This window comes from Inhella crocodyli, assembly GCF_004004565.1.
GTDB lineage: Bacteria > Pseudomonadota > Gammaproteobacteria > Burkholderiales > Burkholderiaceae_C > Inhella > Inhella crocodyli.
This window is the reverse complement of the sequence record NZ_SACM01000004.1, coordinates 17725-31949: the sequence shown is the minus strand read 5'-3', so window position 1 is coordinate 31949 and position 14225 is coordinate 17725. Positions and strand designations below refer to the sequence as shown.

Genomic DNA, 14225 nt, shown 5'->3' with positions numbered 1-14225 from the left:
TCAGAGGAAACGATGGCCAAACTCGTCCTGTCGCTCGACGGCGTGGTGATCAAGGAAGTGCAACTGACCAAGGACAAGACCACCTTGGGACGGCGCCCCTACAACGACATCGTCATCGACAACCTCGCCGTCAGCGGGGAGCACGCCTTCTTGCAGATGGTGGGCTCGGACGTGTACATCGAAGACCTCAACTCCACCAACGGCACCTACATCAACGGCAAAGCGGTCAAGAAGCAGCAGCTGCGCCAAGACGACGTGATCGAGGTGGGCAAGTACAAGATCCGCTTCCTGTTGGACGACTTTGGCGACCAGGACAAGACCATGATCTTGCGCCCGGGCCAGTTGCCGCCCATGGCCGCCCCAGCGCGCCCAGCGGCGCCGGCGCCGGCCGCGGTCGGCCCCGCCAGCGTCCGTGTGCTGAACGGCGCGGCGGCCGGGCGCGAGGTGCCGCTGACCAAGGTCGTGACCACGGTCGGCAAGCCGGGCGTGCAGGTGGCCTCCATCACCAAGCGCCCCAACGGTTACGTGTTGACGCACATCGAGGGCGGCCAGCGCCCCACCGTCAATGGGGCACCGATGAGCGTGGACGCCGTCCCCTTGAAGAGTGGGGACGTCATCGAGCTGGCGGGCACCCAAATGCAGTTCCTGCAGGCCGCCGCGTGATGCGCGTCACGCCACGGCCGCGCGGTCGTGGCACCTGGGCCTTGCGTGCCCAATCTTGCGCACCCGGGGCCGCGAACCTGGGCCTACATTCCTTGGGCTGAACCACCACTCGCTGGGCCGCGCCGATGTCGCTACGTGTCCTGGGCTGCAGCGGCGCCATCGCGGCCGGCTGCCGCACCACCGCCTTCTTGCTGGACGAGCGCGTCTTGGTCGACGCGGGCACGGGATTGGGCGACCTGCCGCTCGAAGCGCTGAGCCGCATCGACCACGTGCTGCTCAGCCACTCTCACCTGGACCACATCCTGGGCGTGCCGCTGCTGGCCGACGCCACGTTGCGCCAGCGCCGGGCATTGGGCCTGGGGCCCATCGTCGTTCACGCCTTGCCTGCCACCTTGCAGGCCTTGCAGGCGCACGTGCTCAACGACGTGATCTGGCCCGACTTCACCCGCTTGCCATCGGCCGAGCAAGCGGCCTTGCAACTGAGCCCCTTGAGCATTGGCCAAACCCTGTCGCTCGACGGTCGCCAGATCCGGGTGCTGCCGGCGGCGCACACGGTGCCGGCTTGCGGCTTCGCCGTGCGCGCCCGCGACGCCGAGCGCTGGACTGTGTACACCGGCGACACCGGCCCGAACCCGGCGCTGTGGGACAGCTTGCGGGCACTGCCGCTGGCCCAACTCATCATCGAAGTCGCCTTCGGCGACGACGAGGCAGCGCTGGCCGCGCGTGCCGGGCACCACTGCCCGGAGAGCTTGGCCGCCGAGTTGTTGCACTGCACCCCGGGCGCGTTTCCGATTTGGCTCACGCACCTCAAGCCGGGCGAGCACGAGGCCATCGCGGCGCAGCTGGCGGCGCGCCTGCCGGCCCACCGCGCCCGCCTGTTGAGCGCCGGACAGACCTTGTCGCTCGACGACGCCGACTGACGCTTTGCGTCAGCGCCGGTTGCCAAAAAATGTCACTTTCAGCCCAGGTCGGCGCGGCAATTTCGGGTTCCCCCCAATCCACCGTGACCTAGCGCACATCCGCAGCGCTCCTACACTTGGCACGACCCCTGCATATGAAGGGGTGTCCCTACCCCAACCCCTCTGCAAGGAGATTGTTATGAAGCGCGTTCAACAAGGTTTCACCCTCATCGAATTGATGATCGTCGTGGCGATCATCGGCATCTTGGCCGCCGTGGCCCTGCCGGCCTACAACGACTACACCACCAAGGCCAAGTGGGGCGGTGCCCTGGCTGAGTTGGAAGGTATCAAGGGCGCCATCAAAGGCTGCCTGAACGACAACGGCGGCAACGCCGGCAAGGCCAGCTGCGATGAATTGAATGAGTTGACCCCGTACGGCTTCGCTGGTTCCGAGCTGCCCCGTCCGAAGATCTCGAACGGCACGCCGCCTGCTGCCGTGACCCTGTCGACCGGTGGCTCGGGCGTGACGATCACTTTCACGGGTTCGGCCAACGTTGGTAGCTACACCTTGGCTGGTGACTGCCACGTGAACGAAGGCGGCAATTTTGAGTGCCGCAAGACCGCTGCAGACACGGTGCTGGATAAGTACATCAAGGGCAACTTCCGCTGATCGGACATTGCACTCGGGTCGAGCGATCGACCCGGTTTGTCTAGACTGCCCTGCGGCATGCCGCAGGGCAGTTTTTTTCTGGCTTCACCAATGACCCCTCAATCTCCGGCCTCGCCCCTCAACACCAGCGCTTTGCTGGCCCTGGCGGCCGCCCTGTGCGCGCCGGGATGGGTCGCATATCAGACGCCCCCCTCCGGCACCGCCATCAATTCCTTTGTCGCCCTGGTCGGCGCCGCCGCGGCCCTTTGGGCGCTGGCATGCGCGCGCTTGGACGGGGCACGATTTGCGCAAGGCCTCTGCCTGGGGCTGATCGGCTTTGCCGTGGTCAACGCCGTGGTCGGCACGGTGCAGGTGTTCTGGCCGCAGCCGATCGACCATTACCTACTAGCCCGCAGCGCCCTGCCCGGGCGCGCCACGGGAAACGTTCGCCAGCCCAACCTCTTGGGCACCGTGCTCTTGTGGGGCGCCATTGCCTGGGTTGCCTGGGCCTCGCTCGATCGCAGTGCGCGCTGGCGCCAAGCCTTGGCCGCGGCCGGTGTGGGTCTGTCGATGCTGGTGCTGGTGCTGAGTGCTTCGCGCACCGGTCTGTTCCTGGGGCTGCCCGTGCTCGTCCTGTGGGGTCTGTTCGACCGTCGCTTGCCGAAGCCCTTGCGCTGGCTGCTGGTCAGCGCGCCCGCGATGGCCCTGGCGGCAGGCGGGGCCCTCCACTTGTGGGCCCAAAGCTCAGGCACGCTGGTCGGCGCGGAGGCCCGGTTGTCGGTCGAGGGGATGCAGTCGGTTTCGCGGTGGAAGATCTTGGCCGACGCCTGGACCCTGATCCAGACCCACCCGGCCGGCGTGGGCTGGGGCGAGTTCAACCGTGCTTGGACGCTGACCCCCGTCTCCGATCGCGCGCCGTACTTCTTTGACCACCCGCACAACCTGTTCCTCCAACTGGTTGTGGAGCTGGGCTGGGTGGTGGGCGGTGGGCTCAGCCTCGCACTGCTGGGGGCGTACAGCTGGGGCACCTGGCGCGTTTGGCGCCGCCCGGCGGCGGACGACGGCGAGGCCGTGGCGCAGCGGGCCGCTTGGGCGCTCGTCACGGTGGTGGGCCTGCACAGCATGATGGAGTACCCGCTGTGGTACCCCTATTTCTTGCTGCCAACCTTGGCGGCGGCGGCGGTGTGGTTCATCCCGCGGGCCGCTTGGACTTGGTCGCCCGTGGTGAGGAACGCGACCCTGGCCGTCGGCCTGGGCATGGCCCTGCTCACGGGCCTGGCCGCGGTGGAGTACCGCAAGGTCAGCGCCATTTACGCCCCGGCGGCGGACGACGGCGATTCGCTCGTGCAGCGCATCGTCAAGGGCCACCAAACCTTCTTCTTCTCACGGCAGGCCGACTATGCGGCGGCCACCGCCTTGGGCGTGAGCCCCTTGGCCTTGGAGGCCGCGGAGCGGGCCTCGCACGTGCTGATCGACACCCGGCTGCTCATCGCCTGGGCCAAGAACCTGCACGCCGCCGGCCAGACCGACAAGGCCCGCTACCTGGTGGCGCGCCTTCAGGAGTTCCGCAAGCCCGACGGCGACGCGTGGATGGCCGAGTGCGAGGCCGACCCCGCGCTCTGGCATTGCAGTCCGCCCCAGGGGGCGTACACCTGGCGCGATTTCTGATCGCTCAGGCGGCGGGTGGGGCGAGCCAATCGCCCGACTTGCCGCCGCGCTTTTCCAGCACCTGGACGCCGTCGATGACCATGCCCCGATCGGCCGCCTTGCACATGTCGTACACCGTGAGCAAGCCCACCTGCACCGCGCACAGGGCCTCCATCTCGACACCGGTTTGACCCAGGGTTTCGGCCTGTGCGGTGCAGACGACCCGGTGCTGGGCGGCGTCGAGTTCGAAGTCGACCGTGACGCGGGTCAAGGGCAGGGGGTGGCACAGGGGGACCAAGTCGGCGCAGCGCTTGGCGCCCTGGATGGCGGCGATGCGCGCCACGGCCAGCACGTCGCCTTTGGCGGCGCGGCCTTGTGCGATCAACTCGAAGGTGGCCGCCTGCATGCGGATGGCCCCTTGGGCGCGCGCCACGCGGTGCGTGACCGCCTTGCCCCCCACGTCCACCATGTGGGCTTGCCCCTGGGCATCGAAATGGGTGAGGGGAGAGGTCATGCGCGGCAACACGGGAGCAACGAAGGCGGGCGATGATAGGGGCCGCTCTGGAAGACGCGCGGCCCGCGCCGCGCCCTGTTTGACGATGGCACTGATTGCGCGACGCTCGGCCTCCACCCGACTGGGCTTGGTGGCCCTCGCCCTGTCCTTGGCGCTGCCAATGGCCCCGGCCCAAGCGCCTTTGAAGTTGCCGACGCTGGGTGACGCCATCTCGGAGAGCCTCAGCCCCAGCGACGAGCGCCGCATGGGCGACACGGTGATGAGCGAGATCCGGCCCGACCCGGCGGTGGCCGACGATCCGCTGCTCACGGCCTACATCGACAGCCTGTGGCAGCCGCTGTTGCGCGCCGCGCGCGAACAGGGCCACATCAGCGACGAGTTGTGGGAGCGCTTTGCTTGGGACACCTTCATCATCCGCGAGCGCAGCGTGAATGCCTTTGCCCTGCCGGGCGGCTACGTGGGCGTGTACCTCGGCCTGTTGGCCATCACCCAGCAACGGGACGAATTGGCGTCGGTCTTGGCGCACGAGATGGCACACGTCAGCCAGCGCCACATTGCCCGCCGCATCGTGGGCGACTCGCAGTCCACCGCCCTCACCATCGTGGGCACCCTGTTGGGCATCTTGGCGGCTTCACGCGCAGGGAGCATCGACTTGGCGCAGGCGGCCATCTTGGGCGGTCAGGCTGCCGGCATCCAGGCGCAGTTGAACTTTTCCCGCGACATGGAGCGGGAGGCCGACCGGGTGGGCTTCGGCGTGATGACCTCGGCCGGTTACCGTCCGCTGGGCATGGCGCGCATGTTCGAGCGCATGGAACAGGCCATGCACCTGACCGACAGCGGCAACTACCCATACCTGCGTTCGCACCCGCTGACGGTGGAGCGCATCGGCGAGGCGCGGCAGCGGGCCTCCTTGCTCGAGGACATCGCGCCCACCCCCAACGCCAAGCTGGAGCATGGGCTGATGGCCGCACGCGGCCGCGTGCTGATGGACGAACGCGTGGACGCTTTGCACGTCCTGGTGGGTCTGGACCAGGGGGTGCGCGATGGCAGCGACCTGGATCAACTGAGCTCGCGCTACAGCGCCGCGCTCGCGGCCTACAAGCTGCGCCAGCGCGATCGCGGTGACGCTGCCGTGGCCGCGGCGCGGCGTTGGTGGCCCGCCGAGGGCGTCGATCGCGCCTTTGTGCAGCGCCTGTTCACGCTGCTGCAGGCCGAAGGGGCGCTGCTGGCGGGCGATGGCGCCGCCGGATTGGCGATGCTTGCCCCTTGGGCCATGACCCCGCAAGACCGTGCAACCTTGCTGCTGCGGGCGCAACTGGCCGCGCTGCCGAACGCGGCGCCGGCCCTGCGGAAAGACCTTCTCGAGTTGCTACAGACGCACGTTGTGGAGCACCCGAAAGACAGCTTGGCCTGGGAGGCCAGCGCGCGCCTGTGGGAGTTGCAGGGCCAGTCGCTGCGCGCGCTGCGGGCGCAGGCCGAAGCCCGGGCCGCCCTCGGAGACACCCGGGGGGCCATCGAGCGCCTGCGCGCCGCACTGCGGCAGTCGCGCCAAGCGCCGGGCGGCGGCGACCAGATCGAGGCGTCCGTGATCGACGCCCGCTTGCGCGCCCTGAGCTACGAGCGTCGGGCCCACCTGGCCTTGCTGTACCCCCGCGGCTTGCCAAGGGGTGTCGAGCCCGAGTGAGTCAGTCCGACCGGCGGGTGGCGAAATCCACGACCAGGCCCATCAGGCTGTAGGCCAGGGAGCCCAACAGCGCGGCCCCAAAGCCTTGGACCGAGAAGCCCTGCAGCAGCGAGGCCGCCGCCCAAAACATCAGGGCGTTGATGACGAACAAAAACAGACCCAGGGTGAGCAGGGTCACCGGCAGGGTCAGCACGACCAGCAAGGGGCGCAGCAAGGTGTTCAGCAGGCCCAGCACCGCGGCGGCCACCAGGGCGGCGCCATAACTGGTGATCGCCACGCCGGGCACCACGTGCGCCACGATCAACAAAGCCCCTGCCAACAGGAGCCAACGCAGGACAAAGTTCATGCGGCAAGGATAGCCCCAGGCTTGCCAGGGCCGAGGGTCGACCGGCACAATGAAGGCCTTCTCTGAAAGGGGAGTAGCTGCATGCCCATTCAAGCGGGCATGGCGAGCGGTCCGTCAGTACGGTGTCCGGTGGGCACCCGGGCCCCGCAGCCGGCCAGCGCACCAGGCGCCGCCGTCCCCGCAAGACCTTTCGGAACGCCGCCCGGGCCGCTGTCGCCCGGGTTCGATCGTTGTCTGTCTGGAGAGTTCGCATGCAAACCATCGCGCCCCTGTGGCTGTGGGGCTTTTTCGTGGCGGCCGTGCTGGTGGCCCTGTTCATCGACTTCGTCGTGCTCAAGAAGCAAGGCGCGCACGAGGTGGGCGTCAAGGAGGCGTTGAACTGGTCGATCGTTTGGGTCGCCGTGTCATTCGCCTTCAATGGCCTGTTCTGGTGGGCCGTCAAGGACACCACCGGTGACACGGCCCTGGCCAACACGAAGGCCTTGGAGTTCCTGACCGGCTACCTCATCGAGAAGTCGCTGGCGGTGGACAACATCTTCGTGTTCTTGATGATCTTCACGTACTTCGCGGTGCCGGCGGCGTACCAGAAGCGTGTGCTGATGATCGGCATCATCGGCGCCATCGTGCTGCGCTCCGTCATGATCTTGGCGGGCGGCTGGCTGCTGCAGCAGTTCCACTGGATCCTGTACGTGTTCGGTGCCTTCTTGCTGCTCACGGGCATCAAGATGTGGTGGGCCGCCGGTCAGGAGCCGGACCTGGAAGGCAACCCCGCCCTGAAGCTCTTGCGCAAGGTCATGCCCGTGAGCAAGAACTTCGACGGGGAGAAGTTCTTCACCGTGGAGAACGGCAAGAAGATCGCGACGCCCTTGCTGATGGTGATTTGCTTGGTGGGCTTTACCGACGTGATCTTTGCGGTGGACTCGATCCCCGCCATCTTCGCGATCACGACCGACCCGTTCATCGTGCTGACCAGCAACGTGTTCGCCATCTTGGGCTTGCGCGCGATGTACTTCCTGCTGGCGGCGGTGGCGTCCAAATTCCACCTGTTGAGCTACGGTCTGGCGGTGATCTTGGCCTTCATCGGCACCAAGATGCTGCTCATCGACGTGTTCAAGATCCCCGTGCTCGTGAGCCTGGGCGTGGTGGTGGGCATCTTGGCGGTGACCATGGTGCTGAGCGTGCGCACGGCGCCCAAGCTCAAGACCGACGCTTGAACCCACTCCCCTGATGCGAACGGCGGCCAGATACTGGCCGCCGTTTTTCATTGGAGGACCGACCATGGACTTCGGACTGCAAGGCAAGTGGGCGCTGGTGTGCGCCGGCAGCAAGGGCTTGGGGCGCGGTTGCGCGCTGGCGCTGGCACGCGAAGGCGTGAACGTGGTGATCACCGCCCGCGGGGCCGATGCATTGGCGGCCACGGCCGCGCAAGCGCGCGCCCTCGGCGTGCAGGCGATCGAGGTGGTGGGCGACATCACCACGCCGGAGGGCCGGGCCGCGGCCTTGTCCGCGGCGCCGCAGGTCGACATCCTGGTCAACAACGCGGGCGGCCCGCCGCCGGGCGACTTTCGCGATTGGGACGAGGCCGATTGGCAGCGGGCCTTGACGGCCAACATGCTCACGCCCATCGCGTTGATGAAGGCCACGGTGGACGCCATGGCCGCGCGCGGCTTTGGCCGAGTGGTCAACATCACCTCCGGCGCGGTGAAGGCCCCGATCGAGGTGCTGGGCTTGTCCAACGGCGCGCGCTCGGGGCTCACCGGCTTCGTGGCCGGCTTGGCCCGCGACGCGCGATTGGCCGCGCGCAACGTCACCGTCAACAACCTGCTGCCGGGCAGCTTCGACACCGACCGCATTCGCGCCACGCACGCCGCGGCGGCCCAGCGCCAAGGTCGTCCCTTGGCCGAGGTGCAGGCGGAAAAGATCGCCGCGATCCCGGCGCGGCGCCTCGGGCTCGCGGAGGAATTCGGCGCGATGTGCGCCTTCGTGTGCAGCCAGCAAGCGGCCTACCTCACGGGGCAAAACTTGTTGATCGACGGTGGCGCTTACCCCGGTGCGATGTGACCTTGCGGCCACGTTGCGGGCATCCAAGGGTTTGAGAGCATGATTTCTCCTATGAAAACGCTTCGATTTCATAGAGGAGCGCAGTACGATTGCGGCTGCACGGGATCCGAGAGAACACGCAAGGCCTTGTGACCTGCACCCGCCCCGGCACTCAACCTCAATACGGAGAGATTCACATGGCAACTGCGAAGAAGGCCGCCCCGGCCAAGAAGGCGGCTCCGGCCAAGAAGGCCGCTGCTCCTGCGAAGAAGGCCGCGCCGGCCAAGAAGGCTGCAGCCCCGGCCAAGAAGGCCGCTGCACCCGCGAAGAAGGCTGCCGCTCCGGCCAAGAAGGCCGCTGCTGCGAAGAAGCCCGCCGCGAAGCGCACCCCGAACGCCGCCTTCATGAAGGCCCTGACCCCGAGCGCGGCCCTGGCCGCGATCGTGGGCGACAAGGCCCTGCCCCGCACCGAAATCACCAAGAAGGTGTGGGAGTACATCAAGAAGCACAAGCTGCAAGACGCCGTTCAGAAGCGCGTCATCGTGGCCGACGCCAAGCTGAAGGAAGTCTTCGGCAAGGCCAAGGCCGACATGTTCGAGATGACCAAGCTGATCAGCTCGCACCTGAAGTGATCTGAGGGTCGGCCCCCGCGCGGCGCAAGTCACGCGGGCCGATGCCCAAAGCCCCGACGGCGTCCTCCGCCCTCGGGGCTTTGTTTTGTCCGGGTCCTCGGTGGCCTGCCTTCAGCGCCGCAGCAGCGGCGCGAGGTAGCGGCCGGTGTGGCTGGCCTCGCAGGCGGCCACGTCCTCGGGCGTGCCTTGGGCCACCACGGTGCCGCCGCCCGAGCCGCCTTCAGGGCCCATGTCGATCACCCAATCGGCGGTCTTGATGACGTCGAGGTTGTGCTCGATGACGACGATGGTGTTGCCCGCGTCGCGCAGTTGGTGCAGCACCTTGAGCAGGAGCTCGATGTCGGCGAAGTGCAGGCCGGTGGTGGGCTCGTCCAGGATGTAGAGCGTGCGACCGGTGTCGCGCTTGCTCAGTTCCAGCGCCAGCTTCACGCGCTGCGCCTCGCCGCCCGACAGGGTGGTGGCGCTTTGGCCCAGCTTCACGTAGCCCAGGCCGACGTCGAGCAGGGTCTGCAGCTTGCGCGCCAGCGCGGGCACGGCGCTGAAGTGCTCGAAGGCGGCCTCGACGGTCAGGTCCAGCACGTCGGCAATGGACAGGCCCTTGTAGAGCACCTCCAGCGTTTCGCGGTTGTAGCGCCGGCCGTGGCAGACGTCGCAGGGCACGTACACGTCCGGCAGAAAGTGCATCTCCACCTTCAGCACGCCGTCGCCCTGGCAGCTCTCGCAGCGGCCCCCGGCGACGTTGAAGCTGAAGCGACCGGCGCCATAGCCGCGCTCGCGGGCGACGGGCATTTCGGCGAACAGCTCGCGCATCGGCGTGAACAGGCCGGTGTAGGTGGCCGGGTTGCTGCGCGGCGTGCGGCCGATGGGCGACTGGTCGACGTTGATGACCTTGTCGAACAGGTCGAGGCCGTCGAGCCAGCCGTGCGGCGCCGGCTCGGCGTGGCTGCCGTAGAGCTTCTTGGCCACGGCGGCGTACAGGGTGTCGTTGACGAGGGTGCTCTTGCCCGAGCCCGACACGCCGGTGACGCAGGTCAGCAGGCCCACCGGGAAGGCCACGTCGACGTTCTTCAGGTTGTGGCCGTGGGCGTTGTGCACCACCAGCTGCTCGGCCGGCCTCGCGCGACGCGGCGGCACGGCGATGCGCCGCGCGCCACTGAGGTACTGGCCCGTGATGGACGCCGGGTTGGCCCGAACCTCGGCGGGCGTGCCTTGCGCCAGCACGCGGCCGCCGTGCACGCCAGCGCCCGGGCCGAGGTCGAGCACGTGGTCGGCGGCGAGGATGGCGTCTTCGTCGTGCTCGACCACGATGACCGTGTTGCCCAAGTCGCGCAGGCGGCGCAGGGTGGCGATGAGGCGGTCGTTGTCGCGCTGGTGCAGGCCGATGCTGGGCTCGTCCAGCACGTACATCACGCCGGTCAGGCCGCTGCCGATCTGGCTGGCCAGGCGGATGCGCTGGGCCTCGCCGCCGCTCAGGGTGTCGGCACTTCGCTCCAGGTTCAGGTAGTTGAGCCCCACGTCGTTCAAGAAGCGCAAGCGCGAACCGATCTCGCGCAGCACCTTGTCGCCGATCTCGGCCTTGGCCCCCTTGAGTTGCAGACCGTCCACGTAGGCGAGCGCGTCGCGCAGGGTCATGCGCTCGATCTCGTAGATCGCGCGGCCCTTGTCGCCCGGGCGGTTCACGTCAAGCAGGTGCACGTGGCGGGCCTCGCGCCGCAGGCGGGTGCCGGCGCAGTCGGGGCAGGCCTGCGTGGTTTGGTAACGCGCCAGGTCCTCGCGCACGGCCGCGCTGTCGGTCTCTTTGTAGCGGCGCTGCAAGTTGGTGAGGATGCCCTCGAAGGGGTGGGCGCGCTTCATGCTGCGCTTGCGGCCGCTGGCCGACTCGCTCACGTACGTGAAAGCGATCTCGGTGTCGCCCGAACCGTGCAGCAGCACCTGCCGCACCGCCTCGGGCAGGTCTTCCCAGGGCTGCTCGAGGTCGAAGCCGTAATGGGCGGCCACGCCTTCGAGCAGGCCAAAGCTGTAGGGATTGCGCCGGTCCCAGCCCTTCACGGCGCCGCTGGCCAAGCTCAAGGAGGGGAAGGCCACGACACGGGCCGGATCAAAGCCCAGCACGTGGCCCAAGCCCTCGCAGGAAGGGCAGGCGCCACTGGGGCTGTTGAAGCTGAACAGGCGCGGCTCCAGCTCCGACAGCGCGTAGCTGCAGACCGGGCAGGCGAACTTGCTGCTGAACAGGGTTTCGGCGCCGCTGACCATGTCGAGCACCAACGCGCGTCCCTCGCTCAGGCGCAGCGCGGTCTCGAAGCTCTCGGCCAGGCGCTGTCGCAGGCTGGTGGCGGCATCGGGCCCGAGCTTGACGCGGTCGACGACCACGTCGACGTCGTGCTTCTCGGTCTTCTTGAGCGTCGGCAGGTCGGGGGACTCCACGACCACGCCGTCCACCCGAAACCGCACGAAACCCTGGGCCTGGAGCGCGGTGAACTCGGTGACGAACTCGCCCTTCTTCTCGCGGGCGATGGGCGCCAACAGTTGCAGCTTGCTGCCTTCTGGCATCGCCAGCACGGCGTCGACCATCTGGCTGACCGACTGGGCCTCCAGCGGCAGGCCGTGGTCGGGGCAGAAGGGCGTGCCGGCGCGGGCGTACAGCAGGCGCAGGTGGTCGTGGATCTCGGTGACCGTGCCCACCGTGGAGCGCGGGTTGTGACTGGTGGCCTTTTGCTCGATGGCGATGGCCGGCGACAGGCCCTCGATCACGTCAACCTCGGGCTTGTCCATCAGCTGCAGGAACTGGCGCGCGTAGGCGCTCAGGCTTTCCACGTAGCGGCGCTGGCCCTCGGCGTACAGGGTGTCGAAGGCCAGGCTGCTTTTCCCCGAGCCCGACAGGCCGGTGATGACCACCAATTGGTGCTTGGGGATGTCGACGTCGATGGCCTTCAGGTTGTGCGTGCGCGCGCCGCGCACGCGGATGAAGGCGGATTCGAAGGACATGGTGGGGCCGTGGGGGTCGGTCGAAAGCAACCGGTCATCATAGGGTCGACCCTGATGCCGGCCGGCGGGGTCCACCCGCCTGGGTGTGGCGCCTTGCACAGGCGGGCAATCCCTTGCCCGCGGCGCGCTGCACGCTGTCGCACAATGGCTCGGCCTTCCCATCAGAGACCGACAGCAGTCCATGCGCCGCCCGAACCTGTCCTTGCGCCAGCTCATCCTGCTCGCGGTGCTGGTGGGCATTGCGGCGCCGGCGCTGGTGGTGCTGACCTTGTCGGACCGGCTCACCCGCAGCAGCGTCGAGCCCATCTTGGCCAGCCAGCGCGCGGCGGTGTTGAGCTTGGCGTCCACGTCCCTGGTCGATCCGCTGTGGGTGCTGGACGAGTCGGCCACCAAGCGCGCCATCGAGCAGTTGCTGGCCGACGCCAGCGTGTGCAGCGTCAGCCTGCTGGAGGAGCGGCCCGGGGCGCAGGAGCTGAAGACCGCCAAGTGCAGCCAAGGCTGGCCGACGGTGGACATGGCGGCGGGCATCAAGCGCGACGGCGTGGTGCTGGGCACCTTGACCGTGGGCTTCGACGACGGCGCCACCGACAAGCTGGTGCGCGAGCGCCAGCAGCAGATCGTGGCCATCGTCGCGTTCCAGGTGGTGTTGGGCGGCGTGGTCATTTTGATGGTGCTGTACACGCGCCTGATCCGACCCATCGACCGGCTCAAGCGGCAGGCCAGCGCCATCGCGGCGCGCGAACCGCACGAGCAAGGCGACTGGCAGCGTGGCGACGAACTGGGTGAGTTGGGCAAGCACCTGAACCACGCGGGCGAGCAAATCGATTCCCTGCTGGCCGACATGGAGGCCAAGAACACGCAGCTGCGCCAGATGGCCATGTACGACCACCTGACGCAGCTGCCCAACCGCACGCTGTTCCGCGAGGTGTTCACGCACGAGGCCGCCTTTGCGCGTCGGCATCGCCATTTGATGGCGCTGCTCTTCGTTGACCTGGACCGTTTCAAGGCCATCAACGACACCATGGGGCACGCGGCGGGCGACCGCCTGCTGCTCGTGGTCAGCGAGCGCCTGCGGGCCGCCGTGCGCGGCTCGGACTTGGTGTGCCGCATCAGCGGCGACGAGTTCCTGCTGTTGCTGCGCGACGCGCAGTCGGCCGACATGGTGCAGGCCACGGTGCAGCGCATGCTGGACTCGGTTTCGGAGGCTTTGGAGCTGCAAGGCGGCCAACAGGCCCAGGTCACGGCCAGCGTGGGCGTGGCCCTGTTTCCGCAAGACGGCGAAGACTTCGACGAGCTGGTGCGCCACGCGGACATGGCCATGTACCAGGCCAAGCAAGACGGGCGCGCCCGCTACGCCTTCTACGAAGCCCACCTCGACGCCGCACTGGCCGAGCGCATGGAGCTGGAGCGCGAGTTGGCCGAGGCCATCCGCGGCAACCAGCTGGTGCTGCACTACCAGCCCATCGTCGACGCCGCCACCGGCGTGGTTCGCGCCGTCGAGGCCCTGGTGCGCTGGCAGCACCCCACGCGCGGCCTGCTGTACCCGGGCGCTTTCATCCAAGTGGCGGAAGAGTCGGGCCAGATCCGTGAGCTGGGCGCCTGGACGCTCGAGGCCGCCTGCCAGCAGCTCAGCCGCTGGAAGAGCCAGGGCCGCCACCCGGGTTCGGTGGCGGTGAACCTGTCGGCCAGCCACTTCCGCGACCAGCGCCTGCCCGAGCAATTGCACGAACTCATCCAAGTGCACGCGCTGGCGCCCGGCGAGCTGACCATCGAGCTGACCGAGAGCACGGTGATGAGCGACAGCGAAGCGTCGATGAAGACCATCCACGCGTTGCGCGACCTGGGCATCGAGCTGGCCGTGGACGATTTCGGCACCGGCTATTCCTCGCTGGCCTACCTGAAGCTGCTGCGCCCGAAGAAGCTCAAGATCGACCGCAGCTTCGTGCGCGACGTGCCCGGCGACCACGACGACTGCGTGCTGGTGCGCGCCGTGCTGGGCCTGGCCCACGCGCTGGATATCGAGGTCGTCGCCGAGGGCGTGGAGACCGAGGTGCAGCGCCAGTTCTTGCTGGGCGAGGCCTGCACCCTGCAACAGGGTTACCTGTACTCGAAGCCGATCCCGGCCCACGATTTGGCGCTGCGCCTGAACGCCTGGCCTTGACGCCA

12 protein-coding genes are annotated in these 14225 nt (G+C 68.1%); 9 read left to right on the top strand and 3 right to left on the bottom strand.

Annotated features, from left to right (window positions below; genetic code table 11):
• The first annotated feature begins 12 nt into the window (after positions 1-12).
• The 4 genes from EOD73_RS13350 to EOD73_RS13335 all read left to right on the top strand — a co-directional run bounded on the left by EOD73_RS13350 (position 13) and on the right by EOD73_RS13335 (position 3879).
• A complete protein-coding gene (locus EOD73_RS13350; RefSeq protein WP_127683529.1) occupies positions 13-663 on the top strand; it encodes an FHA domain-containing protein in 651 nt (216 codons plus the stop codon).
• Between the two features lie 125 nt (positions 664-788).
• The gene (locus EOD73_RS13345; protein ID WP_127683528.1) at positions 789-1583 is read left to right on the top strand and encodes an MBL fold metallo-hydrolase; all 795 of its coding nucleotides are present in this window, start codon (positions 789-791) and stop codon (positions 1581-1583) included.
• A 178-nt stretch (positions 1584-1761) separates the two neighbouring features.
• A complete protein-coding gene (locus EOD73_RS17965) occupies positions 1762-2232 on the top strand; it encodes a pilin (protein WP_127683527.1) in 471 nt (156 codons plus the stop codon).
• A 90-nt stretch (positions 2233-2322) separates the two neighbouring features.
• On the top strand, positions 2323-3879 hold the full coding sequence (locus tag EOD73_RS13335) for a PglL family O-oligosaccharyltransferase (protein ID WP_164846081.1): 1557 nt from the start codon (positions 2323-2325) through the stop codon (positions 3877-3879).
• Positions 3880-3883: 4 nt separating this feature from the next.
• Here the strand turns inward: EOD73_RS13335 and moaC are convergent, their stop codons facing one another.
• Positions 3884-4372, bottom strand: a complete 489-nt coding sequence (gene moaC / locus EOD73_RS13330; RefSeq protein ID WP_127683525.1) for a cyclic pyranopterin monophosphate synthase MoaC — start codon at positions 4370-4372, stop codon at positions 3884-3886.
• 85 nt (positions 4373-4457) lie between these two features.
• Here moaC and EOD73_RS13325 point away from each other — a divergent pair, with 85 nt between their 5' ends.
• Positions 4458-6056, top strand: a complete 1599-nt coding sequence (locus tag EOD73_RS13325; protein ID WP_127683524.1) for a M48 family metalloprotease — start codon at positions 4458-4460, stop codon at positions 6054-6056.
• A 1-nt stretch (position 6057) separates the two neighbouring features.
• On the opposite strand, the gene EOD73_RS13320 is transcribed toward EOD73_RS13325, so the two are convergent.
• On the bottom strand, positions 6058-6402 hold the full coding sequence (locus tag EOD73_RS13320) for a phage holin family protein (protein WP_127683523.1): 345 nt from the start codon (positions 6400-6402) through the stop codon (positions 6058-6060).
• A gap of 251 nt (positions 6403-6653) precedes the next feature.
• Between EOD73_RS13320 and EOD73_RS13315 the strand changes: the two genes are divergently transcribed.
• The 3 genes from EOD73_RS13315 to EOD73_RS13305 all read left to right on the top strand — a co-directional run bounded on the left by EOD73_RS13315 (position 6654) and on the right by EOD73_RS13305 (position 9074).
• Positions 6654-7616, top strand: a complete 963-nt coding sequence (locus EOD73_RS13315) for a TerC family protein (RefSeq protein ID WP_127683522.1) — start codon at positions 6654-6656, stop codon at positions 7614-7616.
• 64 nt (positions 7617-7680) lie between these two features.
• On the top strand, positions 7681-8463 hold the full coding sequence (locus EOD73_RS13310) for an SDR family oxidoreductase (RefSeq protein WP_127683521.1): 783 nt from the start codon (positions 7681-7683) through the stop codon (positions 8461-8463).
• 176 nt (positions 8464-8639) lie between these two features.
• Complete coding sequence (locus EOD73_RS13305; protein ID WP_127683520.1) at positions 8640-9074, top strand: SWIB/MDM2 domain-containing protein; 435 nt, start codon at positions 8640-8642, stop codon at positions 9072-9074.
• 111 nt (positions 9075-9185) lie between these two features.
• Here the strand turns inward: EOD73_RS13305 and uvrA are convergent, their stop codons facing one another.
• A complete protein-coding gene (gene uvrA / locus EOD73_RS13300; RefSeq protein ID WP_127683519.1) occupies positions 9186-12059 on the bottom strand; it encodes an excinuclease ABC subunit UvrA in 2874 nt (957 codons plus the stop codon).
• Between the two features lie 181 nt (positions 12060-12240).
• On the opposite strand from uvrA, the gene EOD73_RS13295 reads away from it, so the two are divergent.
• A complete protein-coding gene (locus EOD73_RS13295; RefSeq protein WP_127683518.1) occupies positions 12241-14220 on the top strand; it encodes a putative bifunctional diguanylate cyclase/phosphodiesterase in 1980 nt (659 codons plus the stop codon).
• Positions 14221-14225: the final 5 nt, after the last annotated feature.

Bases quoted from the DNA above. Each gene is read 5' to 3' on its own strand.
- EOD73_RS17965 (WP_127683527.1), top strand. From the start codon at position 1,762: ATGAAGCGCGTTCAACAAGGTTTCACCCTCATCGAATTGATGATCGTC.
- EOD73_RS13320 (WP_127683523.1), bottom strand. From the start codon at position 6,402: ATGAACTTTGTCCTGCGTTGGCTCCTGTTGGCAGGGGCTTTGTTGATC.
- EOD73_RS13325 (WP_127683524.1), top strand. From the start codon at position 4,458: ATGGCACTGATTGCGCGACGCTCGGCCTCCACCCGACTGGGCTTGGTG.
- EOD73_RS13350 (WP_127683529.1), top strand. From the start codon at position 13: ATGGCCAAACTCGTCCTGTCGCTCGACGGCGTGGTGATCAAGGAAGTG.
- moaC (WP_127683525.1), bottom strand. From the start codon at position 4,372: ATGACCTCTCCCCTCACCCATTTCGATGCCCAGGGGCAAGCCCACATG.
- uvrA (WP_127683519.1), bottom strand. From the start codon at position 12,059: ATGTCCTTCGAATCCGCCTTCATCCGCGTGCGCGGCGCGCGCACGCAC.
- EOD73_RS13295 (WP_127683518.1), top strand. From the start codon at position 12,241: ATGCGCCGCCCGAACCTGTCCTTGCGCCAGCTCATCCTGCTCGCGGTG.
- EOD73_RS13305 (WP_127683520.1), top strand. From the start codon at position 8,640: ATGGCAACTGCGAAGAAGGCCGCCCCGGCCAAGAAGGCGGCTCCGGCC.
- EOD73_RS13335 (WP_164846081.1), top strand. From the start codon at position 2,323: ATGACCCCTCAATCTCCGGCCTCGCCCCTCAACACCAGCGCTTTGCTG.
- EOD73_RS13345 (WP_127683528.1), top strand. From the start codon at position 789: ATGTCGCTACGTGTCCTGGGCTGCAGCGGCGCCATCGCGGCCGGCTGC.
- EOD73_RS13310 (WP_127683521.1), top strand. From the start codon at position 7,681: ATGGACTTCGGACTGCAAGGCAAGTGGGCGCTGGTGTGCGCCGGCAGC.
- EOD73_RS13315 (WP_127683522.1), top strand. From the start codon at position 6,654: ATGCAAACCATCGCGCCCCTGTGGCTGTGGGGCTTTTTCGTGGCGGCC.